The sequence below is a fragment of the Shewanella colwelliana genome (assembly GCF_001735525.1).
Classification (GTDB): domain Bacteria; phylum Pseudomonadota; class Gammaproteobacteria; order Enterobacterales; family Shewanellaceae; genus Shewanella; species Shewanella colwelliana.
The window spans coordinates 70,356-94,439 of the sequence record NZ_MCBT01000011.1; the positions used below are offsets into that span (position 1 = coordinate 70,356).

Sequence of the window (24,084 nt, forward strand, 5' to 3'; positions counted from 1 at the left end):
CTCACCCTGGCAGTTCAATCGTCGCCAGCTTCTAAAGCAAGGTTGCCTTGAGGGATCATTGTCATGCCAGGCTCGTAGCAGGTAACGCGGTCACGGCCGTTAGCTTTAGATTGATACATAGCGATATCGACTCGAGTCATTAACGGATCTAAGCTGAGATCCGCTTCAACGCTGGTGCACACACCAAAACTGGCTGTAAGCGCAAACGTTTTTTGTGACGAGTAATTATCAATTTTTGCAACGGCTTTACGACACCGCTCGGCTAGCGCCAATGCATCAGTTGCGGTGCAATAGGGCAAAAACAGCGCAAACTCCTCTCCCCCCATTCGTACAAATAGGTCTTGCTTACCGGTTAAGGGCTTGATGGCCGCGACCACTTCTTTAAGTGCCCAGTCACCCGCACTATGACCATAATTATCATTAATTGACTTAAATAGATCTAAATCAAACATGATCACACTAAACGCACCACCATGGGCTAAAACGTCTACAAATGAAATTTCAGCCGCTTCTTGACCTGTGCCACGGTTCAATATTTTGGTTAACTGATCCAGCTGAGATAGGCGCTTATATTTGCGACGTTGAAAAAACATATTCACGGAAAAAATCACCAACAACACCGAAAGACCGATAATGATGGTTGACACTAACCTCTCTTGCGAACGCGCTAAATCGACTAGCTTTTGCTGCGCGGTGTATAGCGCTCTATCTTGATTAAGCATCTTAATTTCACGAGTCTTTTCAGCGTTCTCAAATTTAGCCATTTGATAAGCGTAAGCTTTCGCTTTAGTTTCATTGATGAGGTTTTCACTCAGTGTCTGATACTCAGCTAAATATTTGTATGCCTGTGAATAGTCACCGCGTTTTTCAAGCACTCCTACCATGGCTTTCGTTGCACGTTTTTTTACTTCGACATGACTAGGAACGTCGGGTAAAGAGATCACCCGTTGTGCATAAGTCACCGCGTTATCGTACTCAGAAAGAGATAAATATGTTTCCGCCAGTAAAGAGTTAACGTCATTAATTTCAAGTTGATACTGAAATTGCCGATATTGGTTCAGCGCCAATTGAAACTGTTTTAGCGCATCACTATATTCACCAAGTTCAAAACAGGCACTTCCAATGCCTTTATTTGCCATGGCGACAATGAGTGGAATATTGTGCTCAGCACAATAGGAGCGAGCAGCAGTTAAAGCGGATTTTGCTTCTTGATAATTCGACTGTTTTAGCTCTGACACGCCAATATACAACTGCGCATAACATTGCTCTTTCGCCGATATGCCTCGACTTAACTCAAACGCTAGCGTCGCATAACGCTTTACCTCATCAAACACTTGCAGATCAAGATACAGATTAGCAAGCCTCAAATAAGAGGTCATCTTAATCGTGATATCATCAATCTCCTCGATTCGGCTTAAATTCATAGCCATCGCTTCGAGAGCGCCCTGATAGTTTCTCAGCGCCATCAACGCCGTTGCTTGATAGAGATATATAGAGTTAAGCAAACTTGCAGAATGAGTAAGCTGTTCAGCTTCCACAAGCAAACTATAGGCTTTAGCATATTCGCCTTTAAACAGTTCTTTATTGCTTTCTAAAGAGAGCAACCTCGCGTGTTGCTCTCTTGTCAGAACATTAACATTTTCTTTTAATAAACGGATTAAATCAGATGACTTAGCTGGCTCGGCAATCAAAGAGGCTTTTAGCTCATCCAAAATTGAATCATAATCAATTGCAGCAGCAAAGGCTTGGCTATGGGCCAAGCAAACAATTAAAGCCAGGATTATCGCTCTGAGATAATACATATCTTTTAAAAGTCGTTATTTGCTGTCATTGGGATTTGTAATGATCATATAAGATTTAGCATCAACTGAATCACCAGATAGCTGTTTTAACTTAGTCTTATCCCCAGTTAATACCGCTTGTATCTCTTCATCACTAAGTCCATTAGCTTTCATCACACCTTCAGGGTCTTTTTGATAAGCTTCCATTAGCGCTGCATCGGATCCTAGCTTCTCAAAAAAATCACTTAACTTAGACATATCATTCTCCATTGTTATGTTTTTACATTATCTACATTGCAAGGCGGTGATTCAGTGCTAAGCCCAACCACCAATTAAATCCTAACTACCCTAAATCCGCTTCACTGATCCCCAGTTTCGCCAAAATGGCGTGATTCACCGTCAAGGGTTGTGAAGGGGGAATAAGTAAAGTCGTAATGGCTGACAGTGACGCAAAAGGCAGCTCCCTCAATGGCAGTTTATCTATCCGCGGTGACTGTATCGGCAGATTGGGGGCTTCATAAAGGATTATTTCATGATCAAGGGGATACCACTGATTAAGCTGTTCGACTAACACCTGTAGTCGATCTGAATTGGTATGAAACTCGGTTAAGGTGTGCTCGCCTGCAATCCCTATCTGCCACAAGAGTAAATGGGTGGTGGGGTCAGGAGTATGGCAATAGAACATAAACTGACTTGCTTCAAAGCTCTGATGGCCCGAATTGCCAGGATCAATTCCCACGTCAGCCCAAAGACATGCTTCGGCAGAGATACCCGGTTCCATCTTGGCGCTATAACCCTCTTTACGGGCACGCCTAATAGCAAAATGAGAAACACAAGCAAATACGCCGGGATGACCATAAAGGGCGCAGACCACCTTTTTGTTCGCGCGCACCTCGGTCAAAATTGCTTCGACCATCTGCTCATAGGTATCGCGGCGGTTTTTAATTTCCCCAGGTTGAGCGTAATAGCACTGCAAAGAGCGCACATCACCATTAAGTTTTTCAAGCCAACTGAGTGCAAAACCATCGGGAACCAGTGAAAACACCACATCGGCATGCTCAATGTGGCTTTTGCTGATCACGCTAATCTGCCCAGCAAGGTTAAGCCCGGTGCCTACGCACACTAAACTGCCCGAATTATCCGTTTCCGTCATGCCTAAACACTTTCCATTATCGTTTTTATTATTCATCGAAACTGTCATGCTCAAAATAGCAAGTAAACGATGCTTGCAAGCAAGCGTAAACCTAGAGCAATGTTGATGATATTAGAGCATTAACTTAGCACATTTACCATGAATGCAAACAGATCAAAGCAATTTCCTAACAACTTTTTGATCCATGCTAAACCAAACCGTTACAGTGAGAAATGCAAACTTATTTCACCAAAATGAAACTTCCCTCCTTGCTTTTGGTCTGACCTAACAATTATCAATCTAAATTTGGGGCATTTAATCTTGACCAATATGAACAAATTACATCAGCTCAATCCCCTAAGCCTATTGTAATACTCAACACTTAAGCTGGACTGTCACCTTGTGATTGATGGTTAGAATAATGGAGCGCAGCGATGCGTCGGTTGCACCCAAATACAGCACAACCGGGCAGTGATTAGGCAAGATGACAATGACTACAAACCGTGGGATTAAGCCTTATGGCTCGCCCCGGGTTCAGGTTAATTAAGCTGATACCCAAAAAACGTTTTCCCCTTAGAGCTAGCAGGCAACTTGAAACAAGCCAGAGAAAACAACAATAGCGCTTGTCAGCGAGGGGAATGCTTGGGTATTATGGCCGACAGATTTTTAGGACGTAGCGCATTCAATGACTATAAAAAAACATAGTATTACCCTTTTAGGCGCAGCTGCGCTTTCTCTATCACTTAGTGCCTGTAGCGTTTTCGATTGGCTCATTTATAAGCCAGACATTCCGCAGGGCAACTACATGGAAACTCAGCAAGTTGAGAAGCTTCGTGTCGAGATGACCAAAGAGCAAGTAGAGTACATCCTAGGTCGTCCGGTACTGCGCGACAGTTTTTCCGACAACACTTGGTACTATGTTTACCACTATAAAAGTGGCCGTGATGCGAGCATCATCCATAAAGAGCTTATCCTGCATTTCGATGAAGATAAGTTAAGGCGTATCGACGGTGATTATGAATTATCAGCCGAGTTTAACACCCCACTGGATCAGAGCCGTTTACCTGAACTCAGTGGTGAAATTTCAGATAAAGGCGACTTAGTGCCATTAAACCCTGAATCTCGGCCCGATGCGAAGCCGCTGATTGAAGAAAAGAAGCCGCAGTCGCTCAACGAAATTAAATCTTCTGAATAGCATCATAGCGATTTAGTTGATACAAAAAAGGTTCTTCAGCTTATGCTCAAGAACCTTTTTATTATCGAGATCTAATGACCCATACACTGAAAGTTTTTATTAACCACAGCCAGCATTAACGATCAATATTAACTGCGGCCACCGGTAACTTTATTGGCTCTGCCCTCTTCTTTAGCCTTTTCCGCTCGTTTACGACGAACATCCTTAGGATCGGCAATCAGTGGACGATAGATTTCAACCCGTTGACCGGGTAACAACACCTCATCATGTTTTACCGCGCGGCTAAATATACCTAACTTAACTTTTTCAAGGTCAATTTCTGGAAAAAATCGGCACATATCGCTTTGTTTAACGGCATCGATACAACGAGTTCCAGGGGGCACCATTACCGAAATGCGTTTCTGTTGGTTAGGTAACGCATAGATCACTTCAACGGCAAAGTTTTCTTGTTCAATCATGAATACTTGACTTCCTTACTCTTGCCTAGGACTTGTAAACAACTTTAGCACGGCTAGTAAACGCCGATACCATAGAGGACATTAACTCTTTAAATACGCGACCAAATGCCATATCGGCAACCGGGCTAGAAAATTCAAAATTAAGTTGAAAATCCACCTTACAGGCATCTTCAGTTAACTCGGTAAAGATCCATGTGCCATGCAAATGTTTAAACGGACCATTTTCTAGTGCCAGCTCAATAGACTTGCCAGGCTCAACTTGATTACGTGTGGTAAAAGTTTTGCTGATCCCCGCTTTAGACACATCGACAGAAGCCAACATGGTTTTACCATCAAACTCAAGTACCTTGCCCCCAACACATCCAGGCAAGAATTCTTTATATGACTCAACATCGTTAACCAGTTCATACATCTGCATCGCACTAAAACGGACTAACACACTGCGGGATATCTGTGGCATCTGTTTGTTTAACCTAAATAGCGTTAAAGATTACTTAAAATCTGATTGAGCGATTTTACCACGCTCCCAGCCACGGGTCACCTGTGGCTCAAGGCTGGATAAGCTGGATGAAAAAACATCAAATCGACAACTAAACGCCACAAAATCGCGAAATAATGTCGTCAGCCAATTCCAAATTAGCTAACCGCGCGTATAATAGCCCGCCTATGGCTAAGAAAAATGCAAAAAAATCAAAGAACCCACCAGCAACGATAGCGCGTAATAAACGTGCGACCTTCGATTATAAATTTGAAGAGAAATTTGAAGCTGGCTTATCCCTCATGGGATGGGAAGTGAAATCGATCCGAGTCGGTAAGGTTAACCTGTCTGAGAGCTACGTGTTCTTACGAAACGGTGAAGCTTATCTATTTGGTTGTACTATCACACCACTCAACACCGCATCGACCCATGTAGTGTGTGACCCTATGCGCGACAGAAAGCTTTTGCTTAACCGCAAAGAGCTGGACAAGCTGCAAGGCTTGGTCGACCGCCAAGGTTACTCTATTGTGCCGATCTCAATGTACTGGCGCAAAGGCGCTTGGGTAAAAATTGAGATTGGTTTGGGTAAAGGCAAGAAAGAACACGATAAGCGCGACGATACCAAAGAGCGCGAGTGGAAGATTGAAAAATCTCGTACCATGAAGAAAGCCGTTCAACAGTAATTAGCGTAAGCTTGCTGTTTAAACAGGTAAAATGGTCGGATAACGAACAATCAATTGTAACAACATGATTTATCCTTGGTGTTAGAGGATTTAGCAGGTTACAATCACATTGTACTTGGGGGCGATTCTGGATTCGACAAGATTCACGAAACCCTAGGAGCATGCCGAGGGGCGGTTGGCCTCGTAAAAAGCCGCACAGTTATAGTTGCAAACGACGATAACTACGCTCTAGCAGCTTAGGCTAGCTAGCCATCTTGCTCACGTTTCTCAAATGGGCAGAGTAATAAGATGGTCACCTTTACATTTGATAGCGAGGGAACCACGTTCAGGGGTGAACCGCGAAACAGTACTGAACTCGCCAATTGCAATCCTGTCTTTCGGAGTGTACTTGGTTAACCAAAAGAGAGACTAAGCATGTAGCGCCGAGGATGTAGGCTTTTTGGACGCGGGTTCGAGCCCCGCCGCCTCCACCAAATATAGGAACAAAGACGTCTCAGGACGTCTTTTTTTCTGCCTGAAATTTATAAAATCAATGACTTAGCGTCCATTAGCGTTTATTGCCATCCCATAGCAGCTTGAGTTTTATGTCACACTCAATGTAACATCGAAGCCAAATCCCATAATCGTGTTACATTCATGGCCAATACCACTAAGCAACTCACAGCAACGCAAGTTGCAAACGCTAAGTCTAAAGAGAAAGAATACAACCTTGCAGATGGTCGTGGCTTATCGATTAGAATAAAGCCGAGTGGCTCAAAATTTTGGCTACTCAACTATACCCGCCCTGTTACGAAAAAACGTACTAACCTTGGCCTCGGCACCTACCCAGATGTGCCGCTAGCAGAAGCAAGAAAGCGCAGAGACGCTGCCCGAGAGTTGCTTGCCAAAGGCATAGATCCTCAATATCACCTTCAGCAACAAGAAGAAACAGTTAAAACGGATGCAGCTAATACCCTTAAAACGGTTACTGATACTTGGTTCGAAGTGAAAAAACAAAAAGTATCAACAAATCACTCAAGAAAGCTTTATCGCAGATTAGAGCTATACCTATTCCCTGCCCTAGGTGAAACACCAATCAGCGCCTTAACCGCCCCACAAGTCATTCAAGTGCTCAAACCATTAGAGGGCAAAGGACACGTAGAAACTTGTAGACGTGTGATCAGCTGGCTTAATGAAGTGATGACCTTTGCAGTTAATACAGGTGTAATTCACTCCAACCCGCTTATTGGCATAGCGGCTGCGTTTGGTGTCCCAGAGAAGCGTCAAATGCCCACAATCAAACCTAGTGAGCTACCTGAATTTATGCAGGACTTATCTTATGCCAGTATCAAGGTGACAACTCGCTGCTTGATTGAACTTCAATTACATACGATGACCCGCCCAGCGGAAGCCGCTATGGCTAAGTGGGCTGAGATAGATTTTGATAAAAAGCTATGGGTGATCCCTGCTGAGCGCATGAAGATGAAGCGTGAGCACATAATCCCTTTAACACCTCGAGTTCTCGCATTGCTAAAGCGCATGCAGCCAATCAGTAGTCACTTGGAATACATATTCCCTGCTGACAGAAACCCGAACAGACATACCAACACTGAAACCGCCAATATGGCGATCAAGCGTATGGGCTATAAAGGCCGTTTAGTGGCTCATGGCCTTCGAGCATTAGCCAGCACTACACTGAACGAGCAAGGCTTTGATGCTGAACTTATTGAGGTATCACTGGCTCACGTAGATAAGAACACCGTTCGAGCGGCCTACAACCGAGCAGACTATATCGAACGACGCAGAGAGCTTATTTGTTGGTGGAGCGAGCATATCTGCCGGTCAGGACAAGGCTAGAGTAGCCAAAATAATTGACCATTCATTTCATGTAATGCTATTCACCATAACTATTGGTCACAATATAAATTAAAATCGTTAACGACAAGGGTATTTGGGTATCGAGTTTTGGCTTGGCGTTCTAGCTGACTTGTAAATTCAGTTAAAAAGTCGCAGTAAGAGCCCTGCTTTTCACCTATTTCTTTTGAAAATAAAGATTCTAACTTCTCAATTAGAATTGTTAAACTAGGCCGGCAAGTTCCATCCCAGTAGCTTCTCAGCATGTAGTACTCATGTGCCCTAAGTAAGAGACCGAAGATCACCCATATAGGAAGCGTCGTAATTAGAGGTTTTAAAAATGGCTTATCATTGGCTTTAATTACAGGTTCAGTCGCAATGTAAACAGCATCGATATATTCAACTAGACAGATACTTTTTTTAGTGTCGTCAAACCAAGACTGAAAATGCTCCCTACGGTCAAGTTCTTCTGGGGCGCTCGCCCAATGCATGAGTAACTTACACGTACTTGATAGGTTCGCCTTAAACGTAAACGCTGCTTGATTAACTGCATTTGATGTAATTGCAACAGTGAAATTATTGATGCGCTTCTGATCTGTCGTAGCCCAATAGTCTTCTAAGCTTTTTATGCTTGTAAGGTTAAGATACCGTAACCAGTTAGCTTTGTCGCTGAACAGCGGAACGCATACAGCGGTATGGACCTGCTCTGTAATTACTATCAACTTATCTAACTTTATACCATGATGACAAAAACTATCATGTAAACCCAACCAAGGGAGTATATCCTCTAGCTGATTTTCTTCTTTATAAGCCACAATATCTATTGGTGTATTACACATAAGCAAGATGTGCTGCATTGCGATATGAGGGGAGAATCCCAACTTCCAGTCAGAACTTTCCGCTAGGGGTATGACGGCGCGTAATGCCTCACCATATTGACCAGCAAGTGTTTTTTCTAGCAGATCTTGTGCTCTGATGTCATCGCCAACCAACTGCAATACAAATAACTCGCGAAATACCGAGTATGCTTCAAATAGGGATTGGAGGTTATAGGGTTCCTTAGTAGGGAAAACTGGGGCATCTGGTTGCAGTGTTACTATCGTCGCGCAGTTTTTCGTTTTAATAAGATAATCGTCGTGACTCCCACCAATAGATAGCCCAGACCGCTCAGCACACCAGTCAAAGGCTACCGATAACATCTTAGCAAAGGTGCTCCTAGTTATATTGGTGTTAGGTATTTCATTGCCATACAGGTAGTCACGCAGATCTGCAATCAGGTTAAGGTGCTCAAACACGTGATTCAAATAAGCTAAACGAACAGCTCCAAACGTAGCAGTACTTCTCGCCGCTTTTTGGCCTGCTTTCTTCCACCACTCCCACAGATTTAGCCCTCTCTCAGGGAACAAGCCAAATCGTGCCAACTCTTGCGAAAGCCAACTGACATCACGTGACCACACTTCGCTTAATCGCCAATAAAGCACACCAGCTAAACTGCTTGTCATTAATTGATGGTGAGCAAATTCATGTTCTTCTGCTAAAAATGTAGCTTTTTCATTATTGGTAAGGCGCATCCAGCGCTCATGCTTCGAACGTAAAGTACCACTCATTTCTTCATTAACTTTGACTGATGTGGCCAACGAAGCCCTAATACCGATCAGATTAGCTATAAAGAGATAACTACCATTGTTACCTGACATCACTAGTCCTCGTCAGGGTCTTTAGGATTATCTTTGTTTTTATCTTTAACCACGTATTGTTGTTTCTTGTTTTTCAACTCAGTTAAAAGATAACCTATGAAAATAGAGACTAGTTCATCTTTCACGGTGTCCCAAATATCCGCTCCAAACTCCAACACCAAATTTAAAACATCTGTCGCAGATTTATTACCAGCGGAAGCCATTGGATAAATGTTGAGACCTTTAACAAGGTTTTTGTTCTCATTAATAAAACTTGCTAAATATGCTTTTACCTCTTGGTCGGTGCAGTAGATGATTAGCTTAACCTGTTGATTATTGTTTATCTTCTCTAGTTCAATTATATTGGTCACTATGGTTCCCATCTGTTATTTATACTTTAGTTTCAGCAGCTTATTAGAAGCAACTGTCAGAAATCTACATATCGTAAGACAAATAAGTACATCCAATGAGCATGTTACTTAAAACTATGGACTTGGTCTGTGAGATAAAAGACGAAATTACCCGCGTTGATATCGGACTCTCACAACCCAATAACCTAGATGAACAAGACCCCTGTCACAAGTGATTCGCTGAACTTTTCATAGCTACCACTTCGAGATAAAGTACGCACCTGCCAAAGATAGAACTCGCGTAACGATAAGTCTTTAATACCGACAGTTTCACGATATGCCTCTCCATTTGAAATTAAGGCTGTTCCACAGTTTCCGCCAAGATATCTTGGCCTCGCAGATCCCCACCCTGCATTCCAATAACTTAATTCTGCAACGGTTTGAGTCCCTACCTTGACTTCTAAACCCCCGTCTCGAGGGGTGATCTCTGCTTCATCCAAATCAGGCAACGTCGGAAAGAAAAGCCGTGACGGATACAGGTCGTGCTGGAGATAGCCAATCCTATTGAAGTCGAGCGATCCTGCTAAAGGCCAAGCCTTACAATTCTCATCCACCAGTTTTCGGAAAGTCGGTAGCGCTAAGAGAGTAGTTGTACAGAGCGGTTCTGCATAAGTACTGGGAAACGTTGTCCCTCGACTCCAAAAGTCGTTGAGATAAGCCGGCAGTTTCGCATCGTCAATTAAGCTTCCTGAACTCTGAGACCAACGAACCATAGATACCTCAACACATCGTTCCATCGACATGACAATTGGCGAATGAAAGGCAATCAGTTCATCACTAGGACACGTTACATCGACTCTGGCAAGCAGTGATCGCAATGATGAATCTATCGACTCTTCATCTCCGTCGAAATCTGTCATCTCAGGGAACCAAGAAGGACGTTTAGGCCTTAGGAAAGCCAACGAGGGATGAACTGGCATCGCCAAAAGCGCTTTCTCATTCACCAATTCTAGCGGCATTCCCCAGATTTCTTGCGCTACAGCCAATGTACGAAGGTATGAAGAAATGGCCCGAATCGCTGCGCGAGCAGAATACTGACCGACAAAATCATCTCCTAGAGAACGAGTGAAATACCATGGGTCACCTTGATATGGTGCATCTGGGTATGCAGCTTGGTTCTCAACCCACTCAAAGGCCATCTGCCGAAGGAAAGGAAGCTGAGTAAGGGCTTCTAAGTTACTCATTGTTGTATGGAATACCCTCGGTAAATCAGCCCCTTGAACACCGTCAAAATCATCAGGAATCTCGAAGCTCTCAGGCACTTCTTTCAAGCCAGAGTTACTGGCTTGAATCGATAACCCAATATTCTCAAGCAACAAGTCCGAAAGCGGTGATGGTCTTGAGATATTTTCAGACAGTGACGTATCAGGTGAATAACCATCCCCCTGCACTGCTATCCAAAAAATGCATAGAATCTCTATGACTTCTGCCTCAAGTTTTCGTGAACGCAGCAGTTCAAGCAACACTGATTCGGTATTTACCTTCGCTGTAGGCTCTCCTAGTCGGGCGGCCAATTCCAGCATAACCCACCAACGTGTTGACGTATTAGGCCATCCGAGGCGAGCAACAAGGATACTTAACTCGTCCATCAATCCTCCAAAACAGAATGGGAAACAAGTTCTGCTGCCCATAAAGGAGGAGTCAGAGCTAGAGTTCGAGTATCCTCAATGACACAGTTAACCATACTCTCAGCAAACCTCACAGCTTCCGCAACACGCCCTTGCTTAGCGTAAAAATAAACCATATTCTCATTAGGTGGTACGCGAGACGGATAAGGATCATCGAACATCCCGTATGTAGTCTCCATCACGAACTCATCACAGCGCGTTTGATAATATTGGGCAACAAGATCAAACCTTCTGAGAGTCTCTGTCTCATCTTCGTACCCGTAAGCAGCCCATCCACCATTAAGGATCTGCGCACGGACAAGATATTTCCATGCTGAATTCTTTCCGCTCAACTGTCGTTTAGTTTGAAAGGCGATGTTCGAGAGATGCTGGATATCCTTGGATCTTCCCTCTGATGACAAAAGCAAAGGTTCAAGTGTTTCGAGCAACCTCCGGCCTTGCTTTTTCGTAATCCAGTATTGATACCAGTCGAGAAGGAATCTTCTTTTTTGTTCGTAGCTTCCGGAAAAACCCTTGAAAAGAGCATCTAATTCATCTGGGCCATAACTAGAAGGGCTCCCCTCATAAGCTTCACTCTCCGTCTCACTGTTAGAGTATTCTTGACGCTGCAACACTCCCAAATCCCAACCACTATGCTCCTGCAAAACTTTAAGCTGCTTTACAGCATTTAAGCTGCCACCTCTAGCCAACTCTTCAAGGATTTCATATATTTCAGCATGAACCCCCGTACGCATCAGAGCATCTAGAGGCCATCCATTTTCCACGCCCTGTCTCACATATTCTCGCAGGCTACTCTCTGCCTGCCACCATTCGCCTAACTCTATGTGCTCTCCATATTTAACCATCAGTGCTGAGGGTTTCAACTTTGCTAGCAACCTATCGGCATAAGCCAGAACATGTTTTGTCCCTTTCCCATCAGTATAATTAAGGACATGATGGATTTGTGGTGCCACTCTACTAAGAAGCCTACGAGCATCACCATCAGCAATCTCGATTAGATGACTAATCGCATCGACGGTATTATTCAGTGTTGGATCTTTCCGATGCGCATACCCGGTCGTAAGCTCCCAAGTCTGTCTACAGAGTTCACTGGCCTCTGACGGTAATTTGTGGGTTAACGCTATAGAACATAACTGTAATGGTGCTTGAAGATGGACACTAGTCTCCGCCTCTACCTTTGCATCAAGCAATAAACGCTGAGATTCAATAAACTTGATTGCCGCGTCTCCTGCCATCCTTGTTAATAACTTTGCAGCATATTGATTCCTGAAAGAACTAGCATCAAACCAAACACATTCTCTTGCAGTGTCGATTGTTTTTTTCGATAAAACAGGTTCATAAGAATCATTTAGCAAAACACTAACCAAGTGGATGTCGCAAGCAATTCGATGCAGTGCACACCTGAAATCTTCTGCAGCAGAGCTCCGACTATGGCTTTGCCTGAAGCTTCGAAACTCAACTTGCTCAAGCTGCGTAAAAAGCTCATGGAAGTCTACGAACTCCCCACTCCACCAACGAACAGCTATCTCTGCACCGATTTGAGATAATGCATCTAAAAAATCGGTTATGTTCTCTCTGTCTTTATAAGTGGGAGCATGAATATAGCTAAAGGCAGTTTGTTTTTCCGCAGCCATGCAAAGTCCAAGGTGTACCGCACTGAAAAACCAGTGGTGCGTAAGCGTCGCAAGGTCATCCTTTCGTTCGTAGTAGTCGCCCTTGAGCCAGTCCACAGGAATAGACTCATGCATAGTGGTTGAGAACTGTGTAAGCGCTACCTCAACAGCAGCTACGAAGGGAGTCTTGGAAATGGAGTTAAAGTCGTCGCGCTCAGTAATCCTAACCCCTTCAGTAGCTGCTACACGAATGCAAGCATCACTGATGATGCTCTTACTCTGTTCATCGTTGAGCGAAGCGGCAACTGTCATTAAGTCATCCAAGTTTCCCGACTCAACCAGCATTTGGACTTGAGGAAACCATACAGTCGGTGGGTTATTGTCAATTAGCCAAATAAGCTTTGGGGGAGCAGTGTCTATGACACCTAGTTGTGCAAAAACCTCGAACAAAAATTTAAATTCATCAGCGCCTTCATCTGACCTATACCTGTTAGAGAAACGGCTTACCCCTCTAAATCGACGAAACACTTCTTCACCACAGGTTTCAGCTAGAACCAGATCCCCCCTAGTTCGTAACGCCAGCCCAAGCCCAGCAACATGCAGTATGTCAGTTTCATGTCTTGAGGCTACAGCCTCACGTAGTACACTCTCTTCAGGACTCAAAGCAAGGGTAAAAGAAATAAGCCTAGCCATGTCGTCGCTCTGTATTTGAAACTTGCTACCACCAACCATCCGGTCTTTGAGGTGCGCCAACCTATATGCATCTGCAAACGAAGCGGTATCAATGGCTGCAACAAAAGCTTCTGACAGTAGCGAGTCAAACAGTGACTCTGGATATCCCTCTTCTAGACGAAGCATTATCCAGTCTCTATTTAAGCCTTCAATAAGATGGCTTGAGTCACCTAGCCTCGCTTGGACTGTCCAGAGCCAGTTCACACGAAGCGAGGTCGGAGCCAACTTTTCCAGCCAACGTGCGACAGATGGCATCAACTCTTCAATACGCTCTTCATAACGATCAGTTGCACGAACGTAAACAGCCAAACTCTCGTGAAAAACTTTCAAACCAGCAGCAGAAGAGTAAAGTAAATGTTCAACCTTACCTATTTCAGGCGTAGCAGTATTAGCGTCAGCAGCAACTTCAGCGAACGACGTCTTCGGCCAGAAAAATGGAAAAGCACAGACTAACCGTAAAGTATCTTTCAAACTTGGAAGAAGGGTTTCCCACAAAGATGCGTAGTAGAATTTTGCATCCTTACTTAAATCCCCTTTCAACTGCTCTACACCCCAACTCGACACCCTACAGCGAGCATGCTCTAGCTCCGCGATGGCGTAGATAACATGAAGTGGATGGCCATTGGTCCTTTCGCGGAGCGCTGATGCAGCACCTTGTAATTGTTTTTCGAGCTGCGACTCATCTTCTAAATCATTCCTGAGTCGCCCCTCTTTAACAGCTTTACGAAGAAACGAAAGTACAGCGTTATCAGACATTGCCGGTAAAGTGAGCCATTCACTCTTAGGCGCATAAGCGAGTAAATCCGTTGGTAACTGAGCATCATCAACAGGTTGAGTGCCAACGAGAAGCACCATGTTGTCTGGGCAAGGAATCACCTGTGAAAAAAGGTCATTTAGCGGACGTTTGTCCTCAGCGTTGATGCGCCAAACATGGTCCAAGCCGTCTAAGACGAGAACAAAAGGCTTACCCTTCACCTTATAGTAAGCGGCACAGGCCTCTAAAGCTGCTCTAAGGCCTCCTGTCGACCTTGGAACACTTTCATGAAGTTGCTCAATCTGCGCCAAAATTGATTGCTCGACCACATGGCTGTGAACACGGTCACGACCACGCTCTGTAGTCGAAAGAAAATAGTGATGGCGTACTACTGGGATCTTCCTTTCAGCTAGCGTGTCACACAAAGCGCTTAAGTAGGTACTTTTTCCTCGACCTGGAGGTCCCGTCAGAACAATTCCTCTCCCTGCTCCATCGATTACGCCTCTTACAAACTCCTCATGGAAGATGTTGTCAGGGACTTCATATCCCTTCGGAACCACGAAGTCCTCTGGTAATGGTGCTGGCGCCGAAGCCTGCAGGATAGTACGAATCTCGGACAGTGAGATCCAGCCGTCCGGTGGAGGGGAATCCTTCTGAGTCGCCCAGTTTAGGGCTATATTTTTAAGGATTGCGATTCCTTCCTGAGTGCCATGCTTCCGAAGTTGAGCATCAACTTCGTGCTCAAGTACGGTGTATCCTTTATCACTGTGCTGAATACGCAACTGTCTGAAAAACTCTTCGCAATCAACATCACTGCCAAGTTCATTAATGAGTTTCGAGCGAGTCGGATCAGGGATTTTGGCAAAGGAAATCTTGCCGTCTTCGAGACAAACTTCGATCTCCGCATCCGGCCGACGGTTTGTCGTCAATGAGATCTCCCCAATACGAGACGGTTCGAGCTTTTTGTAGGCATCAAACCACTTGCGAAGCATTGACCGAGACCGTGCAGTCTTACCTGACTTTTCTAACATCCAATCCCAGGAAAGCAGATGTTCATCAGGATTAGGAGTGAACTTCACTTGCTGTAAGTCGAAATACCCGTCGCTTCGCTCTATAACAATATCATCCAGCCCTTGTGGTGCTTCGTTTTCTTTATCGCATTCGAATTTCACTCGGCTGTACCGAGATGGCGCATCTAACCAGTCACACAAGATCTTGAGGCCTTGCCGCGTTTGATAAATGTAACCTGCTGCAGTTATTGCTGAACGCTTGATATTTTCGGACATAGTTACCTTGTGAGCCATGCTCTATCTTTAGTGCTAATATCGAATTGAAACTGAGATCCAGTCCATGCTATAGCAAACAAGGTTCCAATGATCCTTACCATCTTTATTGGATCATATCGGCATGAAAAACCTGTTGTTGTCATTAACCAAATCTCTAAAATTATTAATTCCATCATCGTTAATATCAGTCAACATTCACATTCTCTTTACGCAAATGGAGTTCACAAATTAATATGCCTTACACAGTAAGGCCTAAGCATAAAGATTATCATATCAACATGTACCTTTTCTGTGAGTTTGTTCTTTTTCGCTAATAAATACTTATGGTTAAGGTAAAGTTCGTAACACGATCGGTTGATGGGTCATGCAGGGAATTAACGGTGCCATCTTCCTAGCACCGTTAATACTTAGTGGCTCACGGTCTGCGTTCTTTAGCCAGTACGACCTTAAATGAACAAGGCTTTGATGCTGAACTCATCGAAGTGTCACTGGCCCACGTAGATAAAAAACCCACCCGTGCAGCGTATCACCGCGTCGATTACATTGAACGACGCAGAGAGCTTATGAACTGGTGCAGTGAACATATCCACCAGCCAGGACAAGATATCTAGCGCTAAGTAGAATAAATTGATTGGGATGAGCGTAGTGGAATAGCTAATCTGGCAATTCTATTGAGGGGGGAATTACATTTTTGGGGGCAAATTCAACAGACTTCACCTCGAAATATATCAATCTTAAACTTATTTTGGGCATGAATTAGTTACGTCCTCAATCCATTCCGTCGCCAATATGAGTTTAATTGCTTACTTTATCCTAATCATCACAGCCTGACTGGATTCGAGATGATATTTGTAGTGGTCAAGTAAAACTCTGCTTTCACTAACTAAGAGGAACGCACTGACGAAAGCTTATAGACAAGTTATAAAACAATGCTCTACACCATATTTCTCTTACTAATTAACTGCTATGTTAAACGATATTTTGTTTTTATTATTTAGCAAAGAGATTTGGCATGTCGATTATACGTCATATAGAAATACAGAACTTTAGGTCAATCAAAAAACTTTCTTGGAATCCAAAGCCAGGGCTTAATTGCCTAATAGGTCCAGGCGACTCCGGCAAGTCGACAATTTTAGATGCTATCGATCTTGCTTTGGGAGCAAGACGCTCTTACTCTTTCAACGATGCCGATTTTTATCAACTCGATACATCGTCACCATTGACTATCACGGTCACTATTGGCGAACTTCATGATGAGTTAAAAAATATTGAGCGTTATGGTTCTTTTCTAAGAGGCTTCAATTCTGCTACTAAAGAAATAACCGACGAGAAGATAGTTGGTACAGAAACAGTCATTACCGTAAAGCTATATGTAGACGCTGATTTAGCGCCTGATTGGAGATTATATTCTGACCGAGCTGATGCTGATGGTCTCGAACGTAGATTACCTTGGAAACACCGAGAGCTATTATCGCCTGCCCGACTTGGCACGACCTCACATCAAAACCTAGCATGGGGTAATCGGTCCGTGTTGAACAAGCTTTCTGAAGAGACATTAGATGTATCTTCAGTTCTTGCTCAATTGGGACGGCAAACCCGTGAAGCCTTTGCTGCACAACAAGTACAGGGCGTCACAGAGGTTTTGACTCAAGTCCAGCAAATTGCCAACGGACTTGGTGTACCAGTTAGACAACTTAGTGCACTTCTCGATGTAAATGGAATATCCATGTCCAATGGTGCCATAAGCCTCCACAATTGTGATGGAACCCCTCTAAGACAATTAGGAACAGGATCTTCACGTCTTCTCATTAGCGGTCTACAAAAAGCAGCCAGTTGTTCTAGCATTCTGATCGTAGATGAAGCCGAATATGGTCTTGAACCATACCGTATTACTAGATTGCTTAACGAGCTAGGTTCAAAAGATGCGGAACCAACGCAGCAAGTTTTTATTACTACTCATTCACCTTACGTCTTGCGCGAGTTACAGGCTTGCCAGTTGCATGTTGTTCGTAAGCTTATTCCTCCGCCACCGATACCAAATGTGCCTGCACCACATTCGATATGCTCACATTTCATCTTCTCTTTAAATGATGGAGAAGACCAACAATCAACACTACGAGTCTGTGCAGAAGCTTTTTTGAGTAAAGCTGTAGTAGTTTGTGAAGGTAAAACTGAAATTGGATTAGTAAGAGGGATTGATCTCTACAATCAAGATGCCAATCACCCGACAATTATTGCAAAAGGAGTTTATTGCACCGATGGAGGTGGCGATAGTATGTTCGCTCGAGCAAAAGTCTTCAAATCTCTTGGTTATCAAACATCTCTTTTTAAAGATTCCGATAAAGCGCAAGAACACCAGCAACTAACCGCTGAAATGGTAGGTATAGGAATACCTATTTTCGAATGGCTTAACGATAATGCAACTGAAGATGCTCTATTTTTAGCATGCCCATTAGACTTAATTCCAAACCTCTTAGCGTTAGCCGTTAGCCGTAAGGGCGAAGATTCTGTTAGAGCACACATAAGTAACTATTCACATAACCAAATTACTTTAGATGACTGTCGAGAACGCTTCAATGAAAACCATAGGCCTGTATTAGCAAAAGCTGCCAATAAAAAAGGTTGGTTTAAAGACATTGAACCCGCAGAGAATATGGCTCGATATATAATAGGCCCTAACTTTCAAAACTTCTCCCCGATACTCATTAGCAATCTAACCAACCTTTTCCAATGGGCTCGTAGTCAAGGTGAGGAATAATGAGGACTGAAGCTGTTCTTGATACCGAACGTGGAGCGATTGTTGCTCCCGCAGGTTGTGGTAAAACCCACTTAATCACGGAGACATTATCCGTTAAAAATACCAAGCCTATATTAGTTCTAACCCACACTACTGCGGGAGTTTCGGCATTAAAGAAAAGGCTACGAAAGTTGTCAGTGCCCACTTCACACTATGTTGTTACGACCATTGATGGATGGGCGCTTCGTATAGCTAATAGTTTCCCGATAACCTGCCCAATTCATTCTTCACCGGAAAATCCTCGGCTTTTCTACCCAGAAATAAGACAAGCAGTATTGAGGTTGCTGATGACAGGTAGCATTAGTGACATTCTACAAGCATCTTATTCAAGGCTACTTGTTGACGAGTATCAAGATTGTGACGTTAACCAACACAATCTAATTACTTCACTTTCAGATGTACTCCCTACTGTGATTTTTGGCGACCCAATGCAGTGCATTTTTAACTTCGGAGGCCCAATGCCTGATTGGGACAATGGGGTTCTTCAGCACTTTCCACTTATCGAAGAATTAGATACGCCATGGCGTTGGAATAATGTTGGAACGCCAGCTCTTGGTGAGTGGATACTTGCAACAAGGGAGTCTCTACAACAGGGGGCAAGGGTTGATCTGCGAACTTGTCCTGCACATATAACATTACACCCACTGACAGACATTGCTCAAACAGACCTTACAAATCAGCGTAATGCACAACACGCTATTCTAAACTACTACCCAACAGATTCTTTGCTCGTAATTGGCAGTTCGATAAACGAACGTTCAAGGCATAGCTATGCACAAGGAAGCTCCCGAATTGAAGTCGTTGAACCTGTGCAGCTTGCCAGTGTTACCAGTGCCGCTAGCCAATTTGATAATAATACAGGGGTAGCTCTTTCGACCACTATTATGCAGGTTGCTAGTACCATGATGACTAATGTCGAAATGGCAAAAACATCGCAACGGGTAGACAGTATTCTCAATGGTCGAAGCAGGACAGTCGCAACCAATAGTGAGCAAGCACTTTGCAACGTTGCTATCGATAGTTCTCGAACAAATATTTTAGATGCTCTACAACAACTGGAGTTAAAGCCTGGTGCTCGCGTTTACCGAAAAGGAGCATGCAATGCTTTAAAAGATTCAATATCCCTAGCAATAACTTCACCAGCAACAAGTATGTTTGAAGCCGCATCTTCAATAAGAGAACGCTTACGCCAGCAAGGAGATAACCGGATACCGAGTAGGGCTATTGGTTCCACACTTTTACTCAAAGGTCTTGAAGCAGATCATTGTATGATTCTAGATGCCCAAGCCCAAGGGATGAACGCAAACAACTTGTATGTAGCCCTTTCACGCGGAGCTAAAACCATCACGGTATTCTCGCGTGATGTTTATATTCCATAACGTAAAAACACAATGGTATTGATGCCAATTTGAACTGTACTAACAAACATTCGATGTGTAGTGGTCAAGTAATATTGTCCACGGTTTTATAAGCGGTAAGCGGTAAGCGGTAAACAACGCTTCATACGACTGCACATCGCACGTACAAGAACAAGTTAGAGTCCGAACTGCCACAATATGTAAGACAACTGAGAATTACGTATGTATTGAGCTTTACTTGTTCCAGTGCCTTTTTACGGTGGCAATTCCCAAACCTAATGCTTCTGCTGCTTTAGATTGAGATAACCCCTTCACTTTTTTAGCTTGTACTAAAGCTGTGGTGCTGTGTGCTGCTGGTCTACCCAATTTTTTACCTTCGGCTTTAGCTCGTTCAAGCCCTTCTTTTGTTCGCTCTCTAATGCGGTTTCGCTCGAACTCAGCAAAGGCTGAAAACATCTGTAGCATCAACTTACCCTCAGCACTTGATAGGTCAGCTACGGGGAGATCGAGGCAAACGACTTTGATGCCTTTATCTGTAAGTAGGTTAATGGTGTTTTGAACATCAATGTTATCTCTACCTAAGCGGTCTAGCTTTAAGACCACCAGCATATCGCCGCTTTCTAACTGGTGATTGATAAGCATCTTGAACTTTTCTCGCTTCATCGCTTCAACAGACCCAGAGATCGTTTCACTGATAGTACGAGCATCATTCACCTCATACCCTTTTTGACGGATAGCAATAATCTGATTTTCAGTCGTTTGCTCAGTTGTAGAAACGCGACAATAGGAAAAGATACGCATATGGCACTCACTTTATAGAAGGTATCAAATATAGGGGTATCATATAATTAAAGTACCATTAAGTCTACACCCTAATTTTATGATACCGATATTTAGTTAAGATAGCTGGTATCAACATACGAATGTTTGTTGATACCTATCATTATGTACAAGCTTAAAATGAAAGCTTCGTATGAAGTCTTTTGGCTAAGTCAAAACGTTCAAAGGAGCAAGGTCAATAATCAAAGAGTCTTTAACACGATTAAATTCTTCACTTTCTATATTACAGGCTGTGAAACTTTCCAAGAGTTCTTGCTGTCTCGGTTGTCCAAATGCTAAGCGATAGAGCACTAGTATTTTTTTCACTTCTGCATATTTTGCAACCTCCTTACTCATTGGGTAAGTCGGTACAATTCGCTCAATTTTAGCCCTCCCGTTAGGAGTAAACCAGTACGGCTCTAAGTCACTCGTTTTGTTCGTATCACCATTAGCTGCTTGCGCGAATAACTGCTCCCACACATCCATTTTGTTTCCAAAATCAGGATTATAACTTTCTGCAATACGCTGGCGGACCACAAGCGACTTATATCTATTCACCCGCCCTTCTCGTTGTTCAATATCAATGGGATTATTGGGTAAATTCCAATGAACAACTCGACGGCAATACCAATGAAAATCGAGCCCTTCTTGACCTATCGATGTGGAGCTCAACACAAATGGTCGAAATGGGGAGTTAAACGCGTCACGTACGCTCACTACTCGTTTCAAGCCACTATCATCATTGAGTTTTTGATTACCGAGCGGAACAGCAAAATGACAACGCATCGACGATGAACATTTATCTTTCGGTTTTGTTCTATTCTCCCAGAAATGAACCTGCTCGGATGAACTTCGTATTCCCATGGCATGCTCTAGCTTACTTGTTGCAGTATGCACATCACTGCCTGATGTCGCTAGCAAATGACAGTATTCATCCAGCATTGATTGGTAATTACCATGTGCGCAATAAACCAAGACCTTATACCAAGCCGGTGAAGCCATCTGTCCAGATAGCAGGGTGTGTTTAACGTTACGTTTCACAATGGGAATAGCGTATTCATGATTGAACAGTCTGGTTGTAAGCTCCGCAAACTGAACAGAGTAACTAACCAAGTCGAGTTCAGAGATGCCTTCTGACCATAGCGATTGAATGGTCCTCATTGCGCAAGTAGCAGGATTAGCTAGGCTTGAATATGCCATCACTTCAGCTAAGTCATCAGGCATTTTACCTAAAGAAAATGCCTCACTCCCCTCAAAGTACTGTTTAATTTTGGCAAAATGCTTAGTACGGCCTACTGTGTTCAAGCGAGACTCAATCACCTCTAACCAATACTCGAAATGATCTGTCTTCCCAGCTTGTCGATCCAGCAGCATAGGAGCGAGTACATACCAATCGCTATTGGTCCTTTCTTCGCTTTCATATTGCTTTAAACCGGCTAATTTGCTCTGAATTAACATGGTTTGTTGAGCCAAAACCTCATCTAGGCTTCCATCTAAATACGATACTTCGGCTAGCGACTTACAAGGATAAAGTAAATGCCATACGTTGAGAGTTGATTGACCTTCAAATCGAAGTAGAGGTGAAGCATTTTTACCACTATGATACTGCGGCCTTTTACCCTTCCCTTTTATGACTCGGCGTTCGGCCTCATAAGACCAAAGGCAACTTAAAGCCTTTGGCACAAGCGCCCACGACGAAAATAGCAGCGTTTTGGTAAAAGACTCATTTCCTTTAAATACACCGTCAAATTGGTAGTAAGGTTTGCAAGGTGGGGACCAAAGCAAGTTCTCCGGCGAACCTTCGAAAATCACTTTACTTAACGCTTTGATCTTTGCGTTCGGGGCACTTTGTTCAACGTTCAATCTATAGTTTTGAATGCTAACATGAGATAACCAAGCCTGAGTTTGCTCGCTACTTTGGGACTTTCTAAGCAACTTTCGTACATCAGGGTTATTGATATTGCGGTGGTACAGTTCCTTAAAAGCATAACCATTTAGGAAAGAGATAGCCCAAGGTGCTGACTTAGCAAACTCGATAAGAGATACACCTCCACGCCCCTTAGGCAGCACTGCGTTTAACGCTTCGATCGCTCGGTAACCTTGGACTTCTTCAAGACTAAAGTCAGAACCACAACATAGTTCATTGGAATGAATAAGCTGCTCAAAGCCTTTGCTAATTTGGCTCCGCTCAGTTCTGGCAATGTATTCTCGCAGTAACTTTTCGACTGAACGCGCATTCGTATCGCTGATAAACTCAAAATCTGCATTGCCGGACGACAGGGTTAACATATCCCCATGAAGCAGATTACGCTTCAGTTCGTATTGAGAAACAAAATCCACATCATTGTGCGATAGAAAATCGAGCAACTTATGCAATTGTTCATGATGACTGCTTTCATCGTCCTCATCGTTAATTGTCGTCATCGCTTTAAAAGGCGTTGCCGACAACAAAAGTACTTTGGATTTTGCCTTTTTGGCTATGCCCTTATCACTAAATACCTGCCTAGCAATTAATGACTCTTCGGAATCTGAGCTTTGATCCGTGAGCGACTGAAAACGTTGGAACTCGTCTAGGATGAACAAGTCTGCTTGCAAGCTTCCAGCACAACAACGCGCCACCAATTGACGAACCTCAACTCTAAAATGATGAAACAGATGGCTAGTCTCATCGGTTTCGCCTGAGCCTTCAGTCCAAAAATTAGCTAGGTAGAGCGCAGCCTCTTGAAGCGATGAAAAGCGTTCTCTTAACACTTTAGATTCACAAGGCTTAGTCAAGCTGCTTTCAAGCTCAGATACTACTGACGGATCTGTATTAAAATATTGAACCAGATACCTCAATTCATCTTCCCATCGACCCTCTCTGGTAATCTGGTTAGTTTTGAATAGCTCGCGGATTGGTTTCACAAAGTCATGTAACTTAGTCGTTTGGCACAACAGGACAGCTAAAATAGCTCTTTCCCAGCAGTTACCAGCACCTGCAGTTAACGTAAAAGAAGTCGAAGGTGTTAATGTACACACTTCAATTACATGCTCATCGTTTATTTCAGAGTGCTTGGACTTAAGAGCCAATTCAACTAAACGTCCAAACGTCGACGGCTTCACCCATCGCTTTGCATCTTTACCATTAAAGAGCGCCAGCTTTTGACGATTCTCATCTGCCAATGCAAGATTGGAACATATATAGATGACACGCATAGGCTTAGTCGTATTGGACCTGACATGCCTCTTCAACAATTGAGCGATGACACCTTTGGCAACGATAGTTTTTCCTAACCCCACCTCATCAGCAACCAGTATTCTATGACTGTGTTGGGGTATTTGATACTTGTCTATAGCGTGGTCAACGGTGGCCTTTTGAAAGTCTTTAAGGCCAGCTAATACATCGTTCAGTTGCTCTAGGATCGCTTGTGTCATTACTTCGTTATCTTCTTATTTTTACGACTATTTATTA

Annotated in this window: 16 protein-coding genes, 1 other RNA gene and 1 pseudogene; 7 read left to right on the forward strand and 11 right to left on the reverse strand. The window is 43.5% G+C overall.

The genetic code is table 11. The features are described from left to right. Positions 1-14 precede the first annotated feature (14 nt). The 3 genes from BEL05_RS03995 to BEL05_RS04005 all read right to left on the reverse strand — a co-directional run bounded on the left by BEL05_RS03995 (position 15) and on the right by BEL05_RS04005 (position 2,970). On the reverse strand, positions 15-1,802 hold the full coding sequence (locus BEL05_RS03995) for a tetratricopeptide repeat-containing diguanylate cyclase (protein ID WP_069670351.1): 1,788 nt from the start codon (positions 1,800-1,802) through the stop codon (positions 15-17). A gap of 15 nt (positions 1,803-1,817) precedes the next feature. Next, on the reverse strand, positions 1,818-2,039 hold the full coding sequence (locus BEL05_RS04000) for a hypothetical protein (RefSeq protein ID WP_028765344.1): 222 nt from the start codon (positions 2,037-2,039) through the stop codon (positions 1,818-1,820). Between the two features lie 85 nt (positions 2,040-2,124). Then, complete coding sequence (locus BEL05_RS04005; RefSeq protein WP_245686937.1) at positions 2,125-2,970, reverse strand: SAM-dependent methyltransferase; 846 nt, start codon at positions 2,968-2,970, stop codon at positions 2,125-2,127. A 628-nt stretch (positions 2,971-3,598) separates the two neighbouring features. On the opposite strand from BEL05_RS04005, the gene BEL05_RS04010 reads away from it, so the two are divergent. Further along, positions 3,599-4,108 (forward strand): outer membrane protein assembly factor BamE, encoded by a 510-nt coding sequence (locus BEL05_RS04010; protein WP_069670352.1) that lies wholly within the window; start codon positions 3,599-3,601, stop codon positions 4,106-4,108. 128 nt (positions 4,109-4,236) lie between these two features. On the opposite strand, the gene BEL05_RS04015 is transcribed toward BEL05_RS04010, so the two are convergent. Beyond that, positions 4,237-4,566, reverse strand: a complete 330-nt coding sequence (locus BEL05_RS04015) for an RnfH family protein (protein WP_028765341.1) — start codon at positions 4,564-4,566, stop codon at positions 4,237-4,239. Positions 4,567-4,591: 25 nt separating this feature from the next. After that, positions 4,592-5,026 (reverse strand): SRPBCC family protein, encoded by a 435-nt coding sequence (locus BEL05_RS04020; protein ID WP_069670353.1) that lies wholly within the window; start codon positions 5,024-5,026, stop codon positions 4,592-4,594. A 206-nt stretch (positions 5,027-5,232) separates the two neighbouring features. Between BEL05_RS04020 and smpB the strand changes: the two genes are divergently transcribed. The 3 genes from smpB (at position 5,233) to BEL05_RS04035 (ending at position 7,563) form a co-directional block, all read left to right on the forward strand. Next, positions 5,233-5,727 (forward strand): SsrA-binding protein SmpB, encoded by a 495-nt coding sequence (smpB, locus tag BEL05_RS04025; protein WP_028765339.1) that lies wholly within the window; start codon positions 5,233-5,235, stop codon positions 5,725-5,727. A gap of 117 nt (positions 5,728-5,844) precedes the next feature. Then, positions 5,845-6,200, forward strand: a transfer-messenger RNA (tmRNA) gene (gene ssrA, locus BEL05_RS04030). Positions 6,201-6,363: 163 nt separating this feature from the next. Then, positions 6,364-7,563, forward strand: coding sequence for an integrase domain-containing protein (locus BEL05_RS04035; RefSeq protein WP_069670354.1), 1,200 nt, complete (start codon positions 6,364-6,366; stop codon positions 7,561-7,563). Positions 7,564-7,613: 50 nt separating this feature from the next. On the opposite strand, the gene BEL05_RS04040 is transcribed toward BEL05_RS04035, so the two are convergent. The 4 genes from BEL05_RS04040 to BEL05_RS04055 all read right to left on the reverse strand — a co-directional run bounded on the left by BEL05_RS04040 (position 7,614) and on the right by BEL05_RS04055 (position 15,677). Further along, the gene (locus tag BEL05_RS04040; RefSeq protein ID WP_069670355.1) at positions 7,614-9,257 is read right to left on the reverse strand and encodes a hypothetical protein; all 1,644 of its coding nucleotides are present in this window, start codon (positions 9,255-9,257) and stop codon (positions 7,614-7,616) included. 2 nt (positions 9,258-9,259) lie between these two features. Next, a complete protein-coding gene (locus tag BEL05_RS04045; RefSeq protein WP_139151811.1) occupies positions 9,260-9,607 on the reverse strand; it encodes a hypothetical protein in 348 nt (115 codons plus the stop codon). Between the two features lie 185 nt (positions 9,608-9,792). After that, a complete protein-coding gene (locus BEL05_RS04050) occupies positions 9,793-11,235 on the reverse strand; it encodes a multidrug DMT transporter permease (protein ID WP_069670357.1) in 1,443 nt (480 codons plus the stop codon). Then, complete coding sequence (locus BEL05_RS04055) at positions 11,235-15,677, reverse strand: NACHT domain-containing protein (protein WP_217629849.1); 4,443 nt, start codon at positions 15,675-15,677, stop codon at positions 11,235-11,237. Before BEL05_RS04055 ends, BEL05_RS04050 begins: the two co-directional genes overlap by 1 nt. 389 nt (positions 15,678-16,066) lie before the next feature. Here BEL05_RS04055 and BEL05_RS04060 point away from each other — a divergent pair. From BEL05_RS04060 to BEL05_RS04070, 3 genes and pseudogenes are all read left to right on the forward strand, one after another. Further along, positions 16,067-16,270: pseudogene (locus BEL05_RS04060) on the forward strand (integrase); the annotation flags it as partial. A gap of 401 nt (positions 16,271-16,671) precedes the next feature. Beyond that, complete coding sequence (locus tag BEL05_RS04065) at positions 16,672-18,417, forward strand: ATP-dependent nuclease (protein WP_069670359.1); 1,746 nt, start codon at positions 16,672-16,674, stop codon at positions 18,415-18,417. Then, a complete protein-coding gene (locus tag BEL05_RS04070; protein ID WP_069670360.1) occupies positions 18,417-19,835 on the forward strand; it encodes a UvrD-helicase domain-containing protein in 1,419 nt (472 codons plus the stop codon). The genes BEL05_RS04065 and BEL05_RS04070 overlap by 1 nt, the downstream gene beginning before the upstream one ends. 213 nt (positions 19,836-20,048) lie before the next feature. Here the strand turns inward: BEL05_RS04070 and BEL05_RS04075 are convergent, their stop codons facing one another. Both BEL05_RS04075 and BEL05_RS04080 read right to left on the reverse strand, forming a co-directional pair. After that, entirely contained in the window at positions 20,049-20,615 is a 567-nt protein-coding gene (locus BEL05_RS04075) for a recombinase family protein (RefSeq protein ID WP_069670361.1), read from the reverse strand. Positions 20,616-20,801: 186 nt separating this feature from the next. Further along, positions 20,802-24,047 carry a DEAD/DEAH box helicase gene (locus BEL05_RS04080; RefSeq protein WP_069670362.1) on the reverse strand — a complete coding sequence of 1,082 codons (3,246 nt, stop codon included), beginning with the start codon at positions 24,045-24,047 and terminating at the stop codon, positions 20,802-20,804. Positions 24,048-24,084 lie beyond the last annotated feature (37 nt).

What these genes read in the sequence shown, in the direction of transcription:
- BEL05_RS03995 (WP_069670351.1), bottom strand. Translation starts at nt 1,802, where the DNA reads ATGTATTATCTCAGAGCGATAATCCTGGCTTTAATTGTTTGCTTGGCC.
- BEL05_RS04000 (WP_028765344.1), bottom strand. Translation starts at nt 2,039, where the DNA reads ATGTCTAAGTTAAGTGATTTTTTTGAGAAGCTAGGATCCGATGCAGCG.
- BEL05_RS04005 (WP_245686937.1), bottom strand. Translation starts at nt 2,970, where the DNA reads ATGAATAATAAAAACGATAATGGAAAGTGTTTAGGCATGACGGAAACG.
- BEL05_RS04010 (WP_069670352.1), top strand. Translation starts at nt 3,599, where the DNA reads ATGACTATAAAAAAACATAGTATTACCCTTTTAGGCGCAGCTGCGCTT.
- BEL05_RS04015 (WP_028765341.1), bottom strand. Translation starts at nt 4,566, where the DNA reads ATGATTGAACAAGAAAACTTTGCCGTTGAAGTGATCTATGCGTTACCT.
- BEL05_RS04020 (WP_069670353.1), bottom strand. Translation starts at nt 5,026, where the DNA reads ATGCCACAGATATCCCGCAGTGTGTTAGTCCGTTTTAGTGCGATGCAG.
- smpB (WP_028765339.1), top strand. Translation starts at nt 5,233, where the DNA reads ATGGCTAAGAAAAATGCAAAAAAATCAAAGAACCCACCAGCAACGATA.
- BEL05_RS04035 (WP_069670354.1), top strand. Translation starts at nt 6,364, where the DNA reads ATGGCCAATACCACTAAGCAACTCACAGCAACGCAAGTTGCAAACGCT.
- BEL05_RS04040 (WP_069670355.1), bottom strand. Translation starts at nt 9,257, where the DNA reads ATGTCAGGTAACAATGGTAGTTATCTCTTTATAGCTAATCTGATCGGT.
- BEL05_RS04050 (WP_069670357.1), bottom strand. Translation starts at nt 11,235, where the DNA reads ATGGACGAGTTAAGTATCCTTGTTGCTCGCCTCGGATGGCCTAATACG.
- BEL05_RS04055 (WP_217629849.1), bottom strand. Translation starts at nt 15,677, where the DNA reads ATGGCTCACAAGGTAACTATGTCCGAAAATATCAAGCGTTCAGCAATA.
- BEL05_RS04065 (WP_069670359.1), top strand. Translation starts at nt 16,672, where the DNA reads ATGTCGATTATACGTCATATAGAAATACAGAACTTTAGGTCAATCAAA.
- BEL05_RS04070 (WP_069670360.1), top strand. Translation starts at nt 18,417, where the DNA reads ATGAGGACTGAAGCTGTTCTTGATACCGAACGTGGAGCGATTGTTGCT.
- BEL05_RS04075 (WP_069670361.1), bottom strand. Translation starts at nt 20,615, where the DNA reads ATGCGTATCTTTTCCTATTGTCGCGTTTCTACAACTGAGCAAACGACT.
- BEL05_RS04080 (WP_069670362.1), bottom strand. Translation starts at nt 24,047, where the DNA reads ATGACACAAGCGATCCTAGAGCAACTGAACGATGTATTAGCTGGCCTT.